The sequence below is a fragment of the Streptomyces sp. NPDC048566 genome (assembly GCF_043199735.1).
Taxonomy (GTDB): domain Bacteria; phylum Actinomycetota; class Actinomycetes; order Streptomycetales; family Streptomycetaceae; genus Streptomyces.
Genome location: NZ_JBICWL010000021.1, coordinates 1 through 14,647 on the forward strand (window position 1 = coordinate 1; position 14,647 = coordinate 14,647).

A 14,647-nucleotide genomic window follows, 5' to 3' on the forward strand; every position below is an offset into this window, starting at 1 on the left:
GGGGGGGGGGGGGGGGGGGGGGGGGGGGGGGGGGGGGGGGGGGGGGGGGGGCGGGCCCGGGGGGGGGGGGGGGGGGGGGGGGGGGGGGGGGGGGGGGGGGGCGGGCGGCGGCGGGGGGGGGGGGGGGGGGGGGGGGGGTGGGGGGGGGGGGGGGGCGGGGGGGGGGGCGCCCCCCCCCCCCCACGGGACCAAGTCACCCTGGAGGACCGGGATCGCGGTCCTCGTCGATGGCGGTAGCCGAGGCTACCGGGGCCATCAGGTGGCGAGCGTGGCGCTCGCGACGGCGATGCCGCTGATGACGACGCCCTGCTTGAAGCCGGACCAGAAGCCCGGGGCCTCCATGGCCTCCAGCTCCTGCATCCCGAGTTCCAGGTTGTCGGAGGCGATCTCCTGCTTCAGAACGTCCTGCATGGGGTTCTCCCTTTTCCGTGGTGTGCGTGGGTGTTTCTCGGTGGACGGGGTGCGTGCCGCCGGACGCGGCACGGGCCGCTCAGGTGGCGATGACCGCCGCGGAGGCCACGTAGCTGCCGTAGCCGGCCGCCGACGCCACGACCACACCGGCGCTCACGCCGACAGCGGTCCACCAGCCCGGGGCCTCCATGGCCTCCAGTTCCTGCATCCCCAGCTCCAGGGCCGGGAAGGTGTCGACCACGACGTTGTCCTGCATCGGACGAACTCCTCTGTTCGGATGGGTGTTTCTCGGTGGACGGGGTGCGTGCCGCCGGACGCGGCACGGGCCGCTCAGGTGGCGATGACCGCCGCGGAGGCCACGTAGCTGCCGTAGCCGGCCGCCGACGCCACGACCACACCGGCGCTCACGCCGACAGCGGTCCACCAGCCCGGGGCCTCCATGGCCTCCAGTTCCTGCATCCCCAGCTCCAGGGCCGGGAAGGTGTCGACCACGACGTTGTCCTGCATCGGACGAACTCCTCTTCCGTGTGCGCCGGTCGGTGGGTCCGACCGGTCGGGTGGGCTGTGCCCCGTACGGGGCGCTGCCCGGGTGTTGGTGTTTCCCGCACCGCGCGGGGTCCCGCGGGTGGGGAGGCTTGTGACCGGCGCCGTGGGCGCCGGGGGCGCGGGTCAGGCCGCGGCGGCCTTCGCCAGCAGTCCGTACACGTCGTCGGTGCGCAGCCCGCCGAGCATCGGCAGGCCGGCGCCCCAGGCGCGGACGGTGCGGCCCGCGATCTGTGCCAGGGGGCCGGGGCCCGCGCTGAGGGCGCGCCCGATCCCCCAGGAGTCGACGAGGGCTTCGGCGCCCGCCGCCGGGTCCTCCGGCAGGACGTCCGGAGCGGTGGCCCGCAGCCGGGCCCACAGGCGCCGGAGCCGGACCTCGGAGCCGAGGCGGGTCTCGCCGTCCAGAATCGCGCGCCACAGGTGCGGCAGGATCGCCGCGACCGCGGTCATCTTGCGGACCCCCAGGGCGCTGGACATCTCGTTGGCGATGAGCCATCCCTTGACCGCGTACAGGTCGCGGCCCAGGTGCGCCCATTCGGCGTGGCTGAGGCTGCTGAGCTTGGCGATCTCCAGCCGCAGCGCGTCGCCCGTGGGCCGGCCGGCGCGGCGCGCCGCGGCCACCTCGTGCCCCAGCAGCACCAGCCGTTCGGCGATGGTCTCCACGAGCGCGTCCTCGGTGGGCAGGTCCGCGCGGTCGCCCACGTACGGGCTGATCACGCGGTGCAGTGCCTCCAGGACGCCCTCGGCGACGAGTTCGTCGTCGAGGGTGGCCGTGGCCGCGGGGTCCAGGAGAGCCGCCCTGGGCCGCAGCGCGCTCCCCATCACGAGCCGCTTGCCCTCGCCCGGGTAGGCGAGGCAGGCGACGGCGCTGGACTCGGTGCCGGTGCCCACCGTGGTGGGCACCGCGACCAGCGGCAGTCCGTGGCGGGTTCCGGGACCGAGGACCACCAGTCCGCTGCGCTGCGGCACCGTGAGCCGTGCGTGGGCGTCCGGGTTGGTCCGCAGCAGGGTGGCCAGCTTGGCCTGGTCCAGGAGTGAGCCGCCGCCGATCCCGACGACCAGGTCGCTGTCCGCGAGCCGCGCGGCGAGCGCGGTGACCGAGGCCAGGTCGCCGGAGCCGGAGATCTCCAGCAGCGTCGTCCGGTGTTCCTCCCCGGCGAGCAGGGCGAGGATCCGGGCCGTCACGGGGGCGGCGGCCACCGCGGGGTCCGCGAGGACGGTGACGCGCCGCTCGCTCCGGCCGCCGAGCCAGGCGGCCAGGCTGTCGCAGCCGATCAGCTGCTGGGCCGGGGGGTGCCAGCCCGCGCTCACGCCGGGGCCCCCGCCGGGGCGGCGGTCCGTGCCAGGTGGAGCTCCAAGCCGGCGGTGACGCGGGCGAGCAGCTCCGTGAGGTCGGCGTCGGTGAAGGTGAGGGCGGGGAACAGCTGCACCCCGTTCACCCCGGGATGGACGATGGCCCCGGCTTCGCGGATCGCCCGGACCAGGTCGGGAACCCGCTCCTGCGCGAAGGGGGTGCCGTCCGGTTCGCACAGCCGGATGGAGCGGAAGCAGCCGAGGCCGGTGGTGGCCGCCACCCGGGGATGGCCGGCGACGAGCGCCGCCAGTTCGGTGTCGAGGCGGCCCGACAGCCGTCGTCCGAGGGCGACGGCGTCGAGCCGCCGCATCTCGTCGAGGGTCGCGGTGATGGTCGCGCAGGTGACCGGGGTGCCGGCCTGCGTCTCGCCGTGGGTGAGCACGGAACCGGAGTCGGTGAAGGCGTCCGCCACCGTACGGGCCGCGATCACGACCGCCGCCGCGCTGGTGCCGTTGGTGAGCCCCTTGGACGCGACGAGCAGATCGGGCTGCTCGGCCCAGCGCTGGGAGGCGAAGAGGCTGCCCGTCCGGCCGAAACCGGTGGCGACCTCGTCGGCGACCAGCAGGAATCCGTGGTCGCGGCGCAGCCGCAGCAGGTGGTCGACGTACTCCTCGGTGAGGGGTACGGCGCCGCTGCCGAGGACCGGCTCGACGACGACCGCGGCGATCCGGCCGCCCTGGCGGGCCATGAGTGCGTCCAGTTCGGCCGGGTCGTTGGGGGCGACGTGCCGGACCAGCCGCTGATCGACGCCGTACATCTGCTGTCCGAGGTCGTCGCCGGTCAGCGCGAAGCTGCCGAAGGTGAGCCCGTGGTAGCTGCCGCGCAGGCCGACGACCACCGTGCGCTGCGGCTGCTCGCGCAGGGCGTGGTACTGGCGGGCGACCTTCATGACGAGGTCGTTGGCGGCGCCGCCGGACGTGGAGAACAGGACGCGTCCGTAGTGCCGGGGTCCCGCCGCCTCGACGAGGGCCTCGGCGGCGCGCCGGGCGTAGACGTTCTCGTAGCGGAAGACGGAGAGGTAGGACGCCTCGCGCAGGGCCTGCGCCGCGGCGCGGGCGATCTCCTCGTTGCCGTAGCCGAGGTTGGTGTTCCACAGTCCGCTGGAGCCGTCGAGGAGTTCGCGGCCGTCGGCGAAGCGGACCCGGACGCCGTGCGCGGAGACCGCGCAGGTGTCGTCGCGGCCCTGGTCCCGCGGTGCCGTCAGGGACGGCCACAGCGGATGGCGGCCGGGGGGTGCCGTCGTCCCGGTCATCGGGTCGCCTCCGTTTCCAGCAGCACGTCGTGGTGGCGGTCGCCCACGGCGGGCAGCGGGTGCCGGGACCGGACGGTGAAGCCCGCGTCCGCCAGTTCGGCCTCCAGCCGCTCGGCGGGCAGGACGCCGATGGTGGTGGTGCACACCTGCACGGGGCCGTCGCCGTCGAGGGCGGCGGGGAACAGCGTGACGGTGCGGCTGCCCGCGTCCGGGGTCCAGTGCTCGAAGAGGCGGTAGGAGCGGCCGCTGTCGGTCACGATCTCCATGTCGACCTCGGCGGGGCCGGCCTCGGCGGCGGTCAGCTCGACGGTCGAGAGCAGGAACCGTCCGCCGGGCTCCAGATGGTCGCGGACCGCCCGGTACAGGCCCGCGCGGCCGGCGGGATCGAGCAGGGAGATCGTCGTGGTGCCCAGCACGATCGCCCCGAAGCGCCGGCCGAGGTCGAAGCGGCTCATGTCGGCCCGCACCGGTGAGCAGCGCTCACGCGCGGCGGGAGGGAGCGCGGCCAGTCGCGCGTCCAGCAACTCCAGCATGTGCGGGGACAGTTCGAGTGCGGTGACCTCGCGGCCCAGCGCCAGCAGGGGCAACGTCAGCCGTCCGGAACCGGCGGCCAGGTCGAGCACGGGACCCGGAGCGGGGCGGACCAGGGCGAGCAGCTCGCGCACCTCGTGCGTGCCGGTGCCGGCGAGATCGTGGTAGACGGGGGCGCCGACCGCGTCGTAGAGGTCGCACAGGACGGCTCGTTCCCCCAGCGAGGCGAGCAGGTCGCCGGCGCGCCCGGGCACCTCGGCCGCGGTGGGGAACCGGTGGCCCGCGTCCGTCACCGGGCGGGCCGGGCCCGTCGTGGCGGTGGCCGCCGTCCCGTCCGCGGGCGCTGCCGTGCCCGCCGCCGGCGTCATCGTCGTCATCGTCGTCATGGCGTTCAGCACCCCGCCGTCACGAGGTCGCCGGTGTGCGCGGCGCGGGCTCGCGCGGGGGCGCCGGCGGCCGTGCCGAGGCTGATCCCGGTCTCGGCGAAGGACGCGGCGACCTGCTCCAGGCCCGTCCTGTCGGCGTGGGCGGAGGCCGCTTCGACCGACCCGGCTGCCAGCAGTACCTCCGCGAGGGCGGCGGCGGCGGGCGCGAGGGTGAAGGTGCGCCCGCTCGCCGGATCGTGCACGAACGTCTCCTCTCCCGACCGGAGCAGCAGGGGAAGCCGCGCGCCGGTGGTGTCCGCGGCCTCCCGCGGCGGCACGGACGCGGCGGCGGTGCCGAACCGGCCGCCGAAGCCGGAGACCCGTACCCCGGTCAGGCCCCGGGCCCGCAGGCCGCGGACCGCGGCGACCGCCGCGAGGTACCGGCCCAGCCCGGCGCGGTCGGCGGCCGCGATCCCCGGGAGGAGGTCGTCGAGCGGGAGCCACCGCGCCTCCAGCGCCTCCAGGGTGTCCTCGCCGAGGACGCCGAGCCGGGTGCCCCCCGGTGCCGTCGACAGGAAACCGTCCCCGTCGGCGTACAGCCGGTGCCGGGGGCCGCTGCCGGTCCGGTCCGCGCCGAGGGCGGGCAGGTCGGCGAGCTGGATGACGGGGTTGGTGAGGAAGTCGGGGAAGTCCCCGCTCCGCCCGGCCTGTTCGGCGTCGGCGCGATAGGCGTCGAGGTCCATGGCGTCGGCGACCCGGACGAGGGTCGGGCCGACCACGGACATGTAGGCGCTCACGCCGTAGTTCTGGATCTGGAGGTAGAAGTCCGAGCCCAGCGAGCACTCGCCGCCCGCCTCGCTCAGCGAGCCCTCGTAGCCGACGACGACGGCTCCGGACGCGTCCTCGGCGTGGTCGGCGACACCGGGGGCGAACACCACGGACCCGGGGCCGACGAGATCCGAGCCGAGCGTTGCGGCCAGGTGGCCGGCGCTCTCCAGGACGACCGTGGCCGCGCCGGTGGAAGGCGCCGGTCCCGGTCCGCCGGTGCCCCAGGACATCAGGTGCCGTTTGATTCCCGCCATGACTCCCCCTTCAGAGAACGCGAGGTGATGCGAAGCGTTGGGTGGACGCGATGGACGCGTCGGTGTGATGCGTCGGGTGGACGCGGTGGACGTGTCGCGGCGACCCGGCGGGCGCCGGGTGCGGACACGCCGGACCGCGGGCCGGCCGGGGCCGGGCCGGGGCCGGGCCCGGAGCGGACGGCCCCGTGCGCACCGGAGCCAGGCCGGGCCCGGGCCGGTGGCCGTGCGGCCCTCAGGCCAGCGCGGTCAGAAGCGTGCGGAGTTCCTCCGAGGACTCCTTCGGGCCGTAGCAGTTGGCCACGCCCGTGGCGTTGAGGACGACCTCGTCGACGCCCGCGTCCTCGTACTCCCGGAGCTGCGCGACCAGGTCACCGAGGTCGCCGCTGAGGAAGCCGCGTCCGGCGACCAGGGCGCGCGCGTCCGCCGCGCGGTCCGTCCCGGTGACCTGGACGCCCGACCTGCGCAGCATGTCGAGGTAGTGCGGAAGGCCGAGATGCGCGGCGTTGCCGGCCAGCGCGATCTCGCCGGGTGTCCGGTCGTCCCGGGCGAGCGCCACCGGGACGATCGCCGTGAGCCTGGGCACCGGCCGGCCCGCCTCGGCCGCTCCCTCGCGCATCGCCGGCAGCACCGTGTCGCGCAGGTAGGCGGCCGGGGTCAGCCAGGTGATCGCCACGTCGGCGACTTCCCCGGCGAGGCGGGCCATGGCCGGCCGCAGGACGCCGAGACCGAGGTCGACCCGCGGCGAGGGGAAGGGCGCGAGCTGCGCGGCACAGGTGACGTACTCGCCGGCCATCCGCACGTCCTCCCCGGCGAGCAGCCCGCGTACGGCGGTCAGGTACTCGCGGGCCGCGGTCAGCGGGCTGCGGTACGGGGCGCCCAGCAGGGCCTGCTGGAGGGAGGGCGCCCCGGGACCGAACCCCGCGACCACCGAGCGTCCGGTGGCCAGCGCGAGGGACCGTGCCTGGAGCGCCGCCTCGTAGGGATGGCGCAGGGGCATCAGCGTCACGCCCAGCCCGGTCGGGACGCGGAAGCCGGCGCCCGCGGCGTGGACGAACCCGTGGTGCGGCTCGACCATGAGCGACTGCCCCTGCCAGAGCCGCCGGGCGTGGGTCCAGTGCACCAGACCGGCGTACGGCAGGATCTGCTCCGGTCGGCGCGGCAGGAACGGTATGAGTACGGAGTAGTCGGTCACGGTGTCGCTCTCCCCCCTGGTGCCTTGTCTCCCCCTGTCGGTGGCCGCCTAGATCCAGTCGAAGGTCTGCTGCCGCTCGAAGACCGGCTTCACCGTCCCGGCGCACTTCCCGAGGCCGTCGAGGTCGCCGAGGCGGGCCGCGGAGAGGAGGCAGTTCCCCGCCGGGTTCGACGGCAGGCCGGAGACGACGGCCTCGGACCGGTGCGTCTGCGGGGCGAGGGGCCCGGAGAGGGCGAGTCCGGCCGCCACGGCGACTGCCGCGACGAGTGATGCGCTGCGCACGGAGCCGCCGCGTCCGATCTTCTGCATGGTGTTTCCCCCTGGTGGATCGTCGTTGTTCCGACACCGAGAAGACTGCCGTTTCTCAGGCGGCTGTTCGAACGATTCAGGACGCAGCTTCCTGCGTTCTTCGGTGCAGCAAGCTGCGGGCGGCGGGCGCCGGACCAGCGCTCGCCCGCCGGCACCCGTGGCCAGCCGGCGTCCGAATTCGTATGATCAGTTCGCCGTGCTGACCACACGGAGCACGAGCGCAAGGGGGGAACTTTGCACGCCGGAAGCCTTGTTCAGCTGGGAATGTCGGCCGAGGACGAGGATCTGTACAGATGTCTCCTCCGTCTCACGGAGGGCACCGCCTCGGCCCTGGCCGAAACCCTGCGGGTGCCCGTGCCGGAGGTGGAGGAGCAGGTGGCGCGGCTGGAGGCGATGGATCTGGCCTCCCTGGCCGACAACGGGAGTTTCCGGCCCGCTCCGCCCGCCATCGCCGTGCAGCGCCTGATCGACCTGCGGCTGCGCGAGCTGCGGGAGGAGCTGCGGCGGGTCGCGGCCGAGGAACGGGTCGTCGAGTCGCTGCTGGCGGAGCGGGAGGCGGGGCGTCCGGCCGCCGGGGACGCGTCGGAGCGGCCGGCCATCGAGCGGATTGAGGGCACCCCCAACGTCCGTGCGGTGATCGACGAGTTGACCTTCTTCACCCGGAAGGAGGGGTTGACCACGCAGCCGCACGGAGCGCTCAGCGCGGCCAGCATCGAGGCGTCCCGGCCGCTGGACGCCCGCATCCTGCGGCGGGGGATCAGGATGCGCACCATCATGCGCCCCGCGGCGGTGGAGGACGCCGCGACGCTTCGCTACCTGGAGGAGATCTCGGCCATGGGGGCGGACATCCGGATCTCGGACAAGCCGCTGGAGCGGATGCTGGTCTTCGACCGCACGGCGGCGCTGACCCCGATCGACCCGCAGAACCCGCGCCTGGGAGCCCTGGTGATCCGCGAGTCGGGGCTGGTGGCCAACCTCGTCTCGCTGTTCGAGCGGATGTGGGCGGACTCCGTGCCCCTGGCGGAGGCGGTCGCGGCCCGGCGGGTCCCGGAGGGCGAGCTGAGCGAGACCGAGCGCAGGGTGCTGGCCAACATGTACGAGGCGGAGAAGGACGAGACCGGGGCCCGCGAGGTGGGCGTCTCGGTCCGCACGTACCGCAAGTACGTGGCGGACCTGATGCAGCGGCTGGGCGCCACGAACCGTTTCCAGGCGGCCCTGCTCGCCCGGGACCACGGCTGGATCTAGTGCACCCGTGCACCCGTGGTCCCGGGTGCACGGGACCACGGGTGCCCGCCCGGGGGTCAGGCCTCCAGCCAGGCGCGGCGGTGGCGTGCGACGTTGTGGATGCGGTCGACTTCGAGGGCGGTCCACACCCCGCCGAGCGGGGCGAGCGAGGAGACCTCCCGTTCGCGGTACACCCGTACCCCGAGCTGGGTGGCGACCACCTCCAGGTCGGTCACGCCCACGAACACCAGCACCGGTTCCACGGGGACGGGGAATCCGCAGTAGCCGCCGAGGACGCGCCGGACCCGTTCGGCCTCCGCGAGGCTCCTGGCGAGGTAGGGGCGCGGTTCGCCCTGGTCGACCGTCACGGCGTCGTCGCCCACCCGGACGGACTGTCCGGGATGGTTCCTGGCGGTGACGGTGAACACCCCGCCGGGGCCGATCAGCAGGTGGTCGAGGTCCACGTCCCCGGGGAGCGGCAGGGAGTGCAGGACGTGCCAGCCGTGCCGGCGCAGCCGGTCGAGCTCGGCGCCGACCCGGCGCTCGGGCGCCGACCCCCCGCGTCCGGCGTTCCCGGCCGGCCTGCCGAGGAGGCGGGCCAGCGCCCGGGTCACGGGGCCCGGCGACGAGCCGTCGGTCCCGCCGCGCGGCCCGGTGCCGGGGACGGGGGCCGCGAGGTCGTCGGGCGGGGTCAGCGGCGGCAGGAGCGGCAGCGCCGGCGCGGGTCCGGCGAACGCCGGCTCCCCGGACGCCTCCGATGGGGAGGCGGCCCGCAGGGAGCCCCCGAGCACCGGGCCCGCGCCCCACGTCCCTCCCTCGAACCCCGACAGCCCCCCTCGCCCCGTCTCCTCGGACCCGCGCCGCGGGCCCGCGTCGGAAGCCGGAAGCCTCCCGCGCTCCGCCTCCCCCGGCATGCCGCGGTGCCGGCCGCTCGCCGATCCCTCCGGTGTGCGGAGCCGGCCGCTCGCCGGCCCCTCCGGTGTCCGGAGCCGGCCGGTCGCCGGTCCCTCCCGCCCCGGACCGTCGCCGTACGCCGGGCGTTCGGTCGCCTCCGCGAACCGGACCCGCGCCGCCCCCTCCGGCACGGAGACCTTCGCCGGGCTCGGCAGGTGCGGCCTCAGCGCAGCGGCGACCGGGTCGCCGTAGTCCCCGAGGAGCACCGTGATCGTGCCCGTCCGGCAGTCCGCCCAGCCCGCCGGCGTGCCGTCCGGGAGGTTGGCGTAGAGACGGTCGTGCCCGAAGAGGTTCCACCGAACGACCGTGAGCTGGACCATGACTGCCCCTTCCGTCCTGTCGGCACCGATGCGGTCATGGCAGCAGCGGCGGCGGAGGGCTCACAAGGGCGCGACGAGGGCAGGCAGGTGTTCGAACGGCGGCCGGCCGGACGGCGCCGTGCCCGGACCGGGCCGGCGCCGCGGCGAAGGTCCAGGCCAGGGGCGTCCGGTGGCCGGCCGGCGGCCGGGCGCCCCTGCGCGCTCCCCGCCGGGCGACGTCAGTGGAACTGCCCCGGCCGGTAGGAGCCCGCGGGCTGCCGGACCATCACGTTGCCCCGGTTGAAGGCGTTGATGAGGGAGATGACGCAGACGAGGGTGGCGAGCTGCTCCTCGTCGTAGTACTTGGCCGCGGTCTCCCAGCAGGTGTCCGAGACACCGCCCGCCCCGTCGGCGATGCGGGTGGCCTGCTCCGTCAGGTCCAGGGCGGCGCGCTCGGCCTCGGTGAACACCGTCGCCTCCCGCCAGGCCGCGACCAGGTGGAGTCGGACCGAGGTCTCCCCGGCGTGTTCGGCGTCCTTGGTGTGCATGTCGGTGCAGAAACCGCATCCGTTGATCTGGCTGGCGCGCAGCTTCACCAGTTCCTGGGTCGCGGCCGGCAGCGTCGAGTCGGCGAGCGCCCTGCCCGCCGCGGTGAGGTGCTTCCCGAACGTCGCGGCGACCGGGCTGGCGAACAGGTTCAAACGGGCGTCCATGAGGTGCTCCTCCGTCGCGTGGGGTGCGTGGTGTCGGTGTGATCCGATCCGCGCCGTGCGCGGGCCTCTCGGGGCCCGCCGCGGCGCTTCGCCCTCCTGGACGGATCGGGCGGTGCCCGCCGTGACATCGCCGGACTGTGACCTGCGTCTCGTCCGGGCGGAGGGCCGTGGGCGGCGGGGCCCGGCCCCCCGGGGGTGGAACCGTCCGCGCCGGTACGGCACTCTTCTCTCCCGTGGTGAACCTTCCGTCTCAGAGCGCGACGGCCGACGCCGCCGCTCACATGGTGGTGGCGGGAGACGGCGCCCTGACGCACCGTCTGGCCGCCGAGTTGCGCGGGGTCTACGGCGAGCGGGTGATCCTCGTCGTGCCGCCCGCGCAGCGCAGCGCGCGACCGCCGGTGGTCGGGCGCACCCGGGCGACCGCCCTGTTCGACCGCGTCTCCGCCGCGGTCAACCGCGCGTCGGGGAACGGGAACGGCGCCGCGGGAGGGAACGCGGACGCCGCGGGACCGGCGGCCGGGCGGGGCGGCGAGCCGGCCGGCCCCGAAGGGGTGGTGGAGGCGGCCGAGCCGTCCGAGGAGGCGCTCGGCGAGGCGGGCGTCGAGCGGGCCGCCGCGCTGGCGCTCGTGTACGACGACGACGAGACCAACATCCGGGCCGCGCTCACCGCCCGGCGGCTCAACCCGCGCATCCGGCTGGTGCTGCGGCTCTACAACCGGCGCCTCGGCCAGCACATCGAGGCCCTCCTCGACCAGGCCGCCGCGCTGGCCGGCGCCCCGCCGCGGTCCGGGGGCGCCGGTGCCGGCGGCGACGCCTACGACGCCTCCACCACCGTCCTGTCCGACGCCGACACCGCCGCCCCCGCCCTCGCCGCGACCGCCGTCGCCGGCACCAGCAAGGTCGTGCCGACCGACGGGCTGATGCTCCGCGCGGTCGAACGGCCCCTCCCCGGGCCCGGCCAGGTCGCCGACCCCGGGCTGTGCACGCTGGCCCTGCTGTCCGCCACCACCAACGACCCCGCGGGCTCGGAGGGTTCGGAGGGCAGCGGCGACCAGGGGCCCCAACTCCTGCCCGACGAGCGGGCGGTGGCCGCCGCGACCGGCCGCGGCACCGTCGTCCTGGAGAACGTGTCGTACGCCGGTCCCGAACTGTCCGCCGGGGGAGGCGTCGTGGGCTCCTTCGGGTCCCTGCTGTCGCGGCGGCTGCGCTGGTCGTTCGCCGGACTCGTGGCGTGCGTGCTCGGTCTCGCCGTCGCCTCGATGCTGGTCACCGGCGAGAAACCGCTCCAGGCGACCTACCTGACCCTCCTCGACCTGTTCGCCATCAACGACCCGGCGGTGGGGCAGCCGCTCGGCCGGCAGATCCTCCAGCTCTGCTCCGGGATGATCGGGCTGCTGCTCCTTCCGGTCCTGCTGGCCGCCGTGCTGGAGGCGCTCGGGACCTTCCGCAGCGGGTCCGCCCCGCGCAAACCGCCGCGCGGACTGTCCGGGCACCTGGTGCTGCTCGGACTCGGCAAGATCGGCACCCGGGTCCTCGCGCAACTGCGCGAACTGCGCATCCCCGTCGTGTGCGTCGAGGCCGACCCGCAGGCGCGCGGGCTGGCGCTCGCCCGGCGGCTGCGAGTCCCGGTCGTCCTCGGCGACGTGACGCAGGAGGGGGTGCTGGAGGCCGCCAAGATCCACCGGGCGCACGCCTTCCTCGCCTTGACCAGCGAGGACACCACCAACCTGGAGGCCGTGCTGTACGCCCGCACCGTGCGGCCGGATCTGCGCGTGGTGCTGCGCCTCTACGACGACGACTTCGCCACCGCCGTGTACCGCACCCTGCGGGCCGCGCACCCGGGAGCGCTCACCCGCAGCCGCAGCGTGTCCCACCTGGCCGCGCCCGCGTTCGCCGGGGCCATGATGGGGCGGCAGATCCTCGGGGCGATCCCGGTCGAGCGGCGGGTGCTGCTGGTCGCCGCGATGGACGTGGGCGGTCATCCCCAGTTGGAGGGCAGGACGGTGGGCGAGGCGTTCCGGGCCGGCGCCTGGCGGGTGCTCGCCCTCGACAGCTCCCCGCCGGGCCGGCGCCAGGTGCTGTCGGCGGCGGCCCCGCACACCCCGAGCCTGGTGTGGGACCTGCCCGCCACCTACGTGCTGAAGGCCGACGACCGGGTGCTGCTCGCGGCGACCCGGCGCGGGCTCGCCGAACTGATGGGCCGGCCGCACCGCCGCCGCCCCGGCCCGTGACGGCCCGCCCCGGCCCGCCCGTCGGGCCGGCGGCGCCCGCGGGCCGGCCGGCCCGCGGCGCCCCGCCGCGTGCTTCCTCCCGGACCGGGCGGGCGCGGGCGGCGGCCCAGCGCGACGTCACCGGGCCGTCGCGTCCCGCCCCCGCCGGACGGGACGCGACGGCCGGGGCCCGCCTCAGCGCCCCAGGTGCCGCTCCGCGAAGTCCAGTTCGAGGCGGACCTGCTTGATGCGCTCCTCGACGACGAGGGAGCCGTGGCCCGCGTCGTAGCGGTAGACCTCGTGCGGGGCCTCGCGGGCGGCGAGCCGGCCGACGTAGTTGTCGATCTGGCGGATCGGGCAGCGCGGGTCGTTCACCCCGGCCGAGATGTAGACCGGCGCCTTCACCGCGTCGACGTAGGTCAGCGGGGAGGACGCCGCGAAGCGCTCGGGGACCTCCTCCGGGGTGCCGCCGAGCAGCGTGCGGTCCATCGCCTTCAGGGCCTCCATCTCGTCGTGGTACGCCGTCACGTAGTCGGCGACCGGAACCGCGGCGATGCCGACGGTCCACGCGTCGGGCTGGGTGCCGAGGCCGAGGAGGGTGAGGTAGCCGCCCCAGGAACCGCCGGTCAGGACCAACCGCTCCGGATCGGCCAGACCGGAGTCGACCGCCCACGCGCGGACCGCCGCGATGTCCTCCAGCTCGATCAGGCCGACGCGGTGCTTGAGCGCGTCCGTCCAGGCGCGGCCGTAGCCCGTGGAGCCGCGGTAGTTGACCCGGACGACCGCGTAGCCGTGATCCACCCAGGCCGCCGGGCCCGCCGCGAAGGAGTCGCTGTCGTGCCAGGTCGGCCCGCCGTGGATGTCGAAGACCGTGGGCAGCGGCCCGGTGGTCCCGGCCGGCCTCTGGACCAGGGCGTGGATGCGTCCGCCCGGCCCGTCGACCCAGACGTCCTCCACGGGGACCGAGCCCGGGGACTTCGGGCCGGGCGGGTCCAGGACGACCTTGCCGTTGGTGGAGCGGACCACCGACGGCTCGGCCGCCGAGGACCACAGGTACTCCACCGTGCCGTCCGGGCGGGCCGACGCTCCGGAGACCGTGCCCGGCGGGGTCTCCACCCGGGCCAGCTCGCCGGACGCGAGGTCGTAGCGCCAGAGGTCGCTGCGGGCCTCGAAACCGTGCGCGACGAGCAGCGCGGAGCCGTCCGGATACCACTCGGCGGCCACGTCGCCGGGGAGGTCGAGCGCGAGGTCGGTCTGCTCGCCGGTCAGCACGTCCCACACCAGCGGCTCCCAGCGGCCCCGGCGCTGGTGGCCGATGAGCAGCCGGCTGTCACCGTCCACCGGGGCGAACCCCAGCACTTCGAGACCCAGCTCGACCGTCCCGCCCTCGGTGTCGTCGAGTTCGGCGACCGGCGAACCGTCCGGGCGCAGCACCCGCAGCGCCGAGTGCATCGCGTCGCCGTGCTCGGTGTGCTCGATCGCGATGAGCGAGCCGTCGTGCGAGAGGTCGCCGACCCCGGCCGACTCGCGGTGCCGGTAGATCTCCACCGGGGCCTCGCCGGTCCGCGCCAGGTGGATCGTCGAGCCGTCGTCGTCCGTCGAGCGGCCGACGACGGCCGTCCGGCCGTCGCGGCCCACGGCCAGGCCCGCGGGGTAGGAGGCGTCGAGGCCGGGGACGGCCGGTTCGTCGCTCTCTCCCTCGACGAGGGCGGCCTCGAAGGGGCGGCGGCGCCAGATGCCGAACTCGTCGCCGTCCTTGTCGTCGAACCACCAGATCCACGCGCCGTCGGGCGAGAGCACCCCGTCCGTCGTGCCGTTCGCCCGGTGGGTGACCTGGCGTCGTTCGCCGGTCTTCCGGTCCCACGCGTACAGCTCGTACGTGCCGGTCGCGTTCGACACGAACAGGCTGCGGTCGGGGGCGTCCTCCGCCCAGTCGGGCAGCGACACCCGGGGGGCACGGAAGCGCTTCTCCCAGTCGGGCATGTCGGCCTGTTGCCGCCTGAGGGACCTGCTGCTGTCAGTCATGGCCCCATACTGCCTTTCCCGGAGCGCCGCGCGCCGACGGGATCCCCAGCCTGTGGAAAACCGCCCCGGCGCCGCTCGGTACGCGCCCCGGCACCGCCGTCCCGCACCCCGCCGGAACGATCACGGAGCCCGCCCGCGCCGCTCCGCCCCGCGGACGGGGCCGGCGGGCCGGACGACGCGCGC

At 75.6% G+C, this 14,647-nt stretch carries 14 protein-coding genes; 2 read left to right on the plus strand and 12 right to left on the minus strand.

The window, feature by feature from the left end; genetic code table 11:
- Positions 1 to 255: 255 nt before the first annotated feature.
- From ACGFS9_RS25485 to ACGFS9_RS25525, 9 genes are all read right to left on the minus strand, one after another.
- On the minus strand, positions 256 to 411 hold the full coding sequence (locus ACGFS9_RS25485; protein ID WP_393256465.1) for a daptide-type RiPP: 156 nt from the start codon (positions 409 to 411) through the stop codon (positions 256 to 258).
- 79 nt (positions 412 to 490) lie between these two features.
- Entirely contained in the window at positions 491 to 667 is a 177-nt protein-coding gene (locus ACGFS9_RS25490; protein WP_393256466.1) for a daptide-type RiPP, read from the minus strand.
- 74 nt (positions 668 to 741) lie between these two features.
- The gene (locus tag ACGFS9_RS25495) at positions 742 to 918 is read right to left on the minus strand and encodes a daptide-type RiPP (RefSeq protein WP_393256466.1); all 177 of its coding nucleotides are present in this window, start codon (positions 916 to 918) and stop codon (positions 742 to 744) included.
- A gap of 162 nt (positions 919 to 1,080) precedes the next feature.
- Positions 1,081 to 2,265, minus strand: coding sequence for a daptide-type RiPP biosynthesis dehydogenase (gene mpaC / locus ACGFS9_RS25500; RefSeq protein ID WP_393256468.1), 1,185 nt, complete (start codon positions 2,263 to 2,265; stop codon positions 1,081 to 1,083).
- Positions 2,262 to 3,560, minus strand: a complete 1,299-nt coding sequence (gene mpaD, locus ACGFS9_RS25505) for a daptide-type RiPP biosynthesis aminotransferase (protein WP_393256470.1) — start codon at positions 3,558 to 3,560, stop codon at positions 2,262 to 2,264. The genes mpaC and mpaD overlap by 4 nt, the downstream gene beginning before the upstream one ends.
- Positions 3,557 to 4,477, minus strand: coding sequence for a daptide-type RiPP biosynthesis methyltransferase (gene mpaM, locus ACGFS9_RS25510; RefSeq protein ID WP_393256471.1), 921 nt, complete (start codon positions 4,475 to 4,477; stop codon positions 3,557 to 3,559). The genes mpaD and mpaM overlap by 4 nt, the downstream gene beginning before the upstream one ends.
- Positions 4,478 to 4,482: 5 nt before the next feature.
- Complete coding sequence (gene mpaB / locus ACGFS9_RS25515; RefSeq protein WP_393256472.1) at positions 4,483 to 5,538, minus strand: daptide biosynthesis RiPP recognition protein; 1,056 nt, start codon at positions 5,536 to 5,538, stop codon at positions 4,483 to 4,485.
- Positions 5,539 to 5,770: 232 nt separating this feature from the next.
- Positions 5,771 to 6,730 (minus strand): LLM class flavin-dependent oxidoreductase, encoded by a 960-nt coding sequence (locus ACGFS9_RS25520; protein WP_393256474.1) that lies wholly within the window; start codon positions 6,728 to 6,730, stop codon positions 5,771 to 5,773.
- Between the two features lie 48 nt (positions 6,731 to 6,778).
- On the minus strand, positions 6,779 to 7,039 hold the full coding sequence (locus tag ACGFS9_RS25525; RefSeq protein WP_393256476.1) for a hypothetical protein: 261 nt from the start codon (positions 7,037 to 7,039) through the stop codon (positions 6,779 to 6,781).
- 234 nt (positions 7,040 to 7,273) lie between these two features.
- Here ACGFS9_RS25525 and ACGFS9_RS25530 point away from each other — a divergent pair, with 234 nt between their 5' ends.
- Complete coding sequence (locus ACGFS9_RS25530; RefSeq protein ID WP_393256478.1) at positions 7,274 to 8,284, plus strand: LuxR C-terminal-related transcriptional regulator; 1,011 nt, start codon at positions 7,274 to 7,276, stop codon at positions 8,282 to 8,284.
- Between the two features lie 56 nt (positions 8,285 to 8,340).
- Here the strand turns inward: ACGFS9_RS25530 and ACGFS9_RS25535 are convergent, their stop codons facing one another.
- Positions 8,341 to 9,537 (minus strand): nuclease-related domain-containing protein, encoded by a 1,197-nt coding sequence (locus ACGFS9_RS25535; RefSeq protein WP_393256479.1) that lies wholly within the window; start codon positions 9,535 to 9,537, stop codon positions 8,341 to 8,343.
- A gap of 218 nt (positions 9,538 to 9,755) precedes the next feature.
- Complete coding sequence (locus tag ACGFS9_RS25540) at positions 9,756 to 10,229, minus strand: carboxymuconolactone decarboxylase family protein (protein WP_393256480.1); 474 nt, start codon at positions 10,227 to 10,229, stop codon at positions 9,756 to 9,758.
- A gap of 281 nt (positions 10,230 to 10,510) precedes the next feature.
- Here ACGFS9_RS25540 and ACGFS9_RS25545 point away from each other — a divergent pair, with 281 nt between their 5' ends.
- Positions 10,511 to 12,460 carry an NAD-binding protein gene (locus tag ACGFS9_RS25545; protein WP_393256587.1) on the plus strand — a complete coding sequence of 650 codons (1,950 nt, stop codon included), beginning with the start codon at positions 10,511 to 10,513 and terminating at the stop codon, positions 12,458 to 12,460.
- Positions 12,461 to 12,634: 174 nt separating this feature from the next.
- Here ACGFS9_RS25545 and ACGFS9_RS25550 read toward each other — a convergent pair whose 3' ends face one another.
- Positions 12,635 to 14,464, minus strand: a complete 1,830-nt coding sequence (locus ACGFS9_RS25550; protein WP_393256481.1) for a prolyl oligopeptidase family serine peptidase — start codon at positions 14,462 to 14,464, stop codon at positions 12,635 to 12,637.
- Between the last annotated feature and the right edge of the window lie 183 nt (positions 14,465 to 14,647).